Origin of the sequence: Streptomyces phaeochromogenes (assembly GCF_001418655.1) — a bacterium.
GTDB lineage: Bacteria > Actinomycetota > Actinomycetes > Streptomycetales > Streptomycetaceae > Streptomyces > Streptomyces phaeochromogenes.
The window spans coordinates 1-1,204 of sequence record NZ_LIQZ01000421.1; the positions used below are offsets into that span (position 1 = coordinate 1).

Annotated in this window: 1 protein-coding gene; it reads right to left on the reverse strand. The window is 71.3% G+C overall.

The window, feature by feature from the left end; all coding sequences use genetic code 11:
• Nucleotides 1–191 precede the first annotated feature (191 nt).
• Complete coding sequence (gene trpD / locus AOK17_RS41570; protein ID WP_245697702.1) at nt 192–1,199, reverse strand: anthranilate phosphoribosyltransferase; 1,008 nt, start codon at nt 1,197–1,199, stop codon at nt 192–194.
• Nucleotides 1,200–1,204: the final 5 nt, after the last annotated feature.

Consider the following 1,204-nt stretch of genomic DNA (forward strand, 5'->3'; position numbering starts at 1 on the left):
ACCCCCGCGTCCGTATACCGGGACGGCCGGAGAGGCTAAAGACTGCGCAGTTCCCCGCGCCCCTAGGTTTTTTAGGGGCGCGGGGAACTGCGCAGTCTTTTGGGGGTTCGGGGGCGGAGCCCCTGAAAAGGGACGGGAATGGGCAGGGGCGGCGGGGGCGAGAAACGCCCCCACCGGCCCGCAGCCGGCGCCTACGCGTTGGTCGCCGCCACCCACCGCTCAAGCGTGGCCTTCGCCGCCCCGGAGTCGATCGCGTCCGCCGCCTTCGCCATCCCCGCCCGGAGCTGGTCCGCGAGCGGCCCGTCCCCCGGCGACAGAGCCACCAGCGCAGCCGCCGAGTTCAGCAGCACGGCGTCCCGCACAGCCCCGGTCTCCCCGTTCAGCAGCCGCCGGGCCACATCCGCGTTGTACGAGGCGTCGGCCCCCCGCAACGCCTCCACGGGCACCAGCTCGATCCCCACGTCACGCGGATCGAACGACTCCTCGCGCACCTTGCCGTCCCGCACGACCCACACCCGCGACGTGGCCGTCGTCGTCAGCTCGTCCAGCCCGTCGTCCCCGCGGAAGACGAGCGAGGAGTTGCCGCGCTCGGCGAACACCCCGGCCATGATCGGCGCCATCCGGGGATCGGCACACCCGACGGCCTGCGCCTTCACCTTGGCCGGATTGGTCAGCGGACCGAGCGCGTTGAAGACCGTACGGATCCCCAACTGCCCACGCGCGGCGCCCGCATAGCGCATCGCGGGGTGGAACTTCGCCGCGAAGCAGAAGGTGATCCCGGCCGTCTCGGCGACCTGGGCCACCCGGTGCGTCGGCAGCTCCAGGTTGACGCCGAGCTTCTCCAGCACGTCGGACGCCCCTGAGGCCGAGGAGGCCGCCCGGTTGCCGTGCTTGACGACCTTGGCGCCCGTCCCGGCGATGACGATCGCCGACATGGTGGAAATGTTGACGGTCTTCGCCCCGTCGCCGCCCGTACCGACGATGTCGACGGTGTCCCCCGGCACCTCGATCACGTTCGCGTGCTCGTACATCGCCTGAACGAACCCGACGATCTCCTCGACAGTCTCGCCCTTGGCCCGCAGCGCCACCACGAACCCGGCGATCTGCGCGTCGGTCGCCTCGCCCCGCATGATCAGGTCCATCGCCCAGGCGGTGTCGGCGGCACTCAGGTCACGTCCGTCCAGCAGGCCGTTCAGCAGGGCGG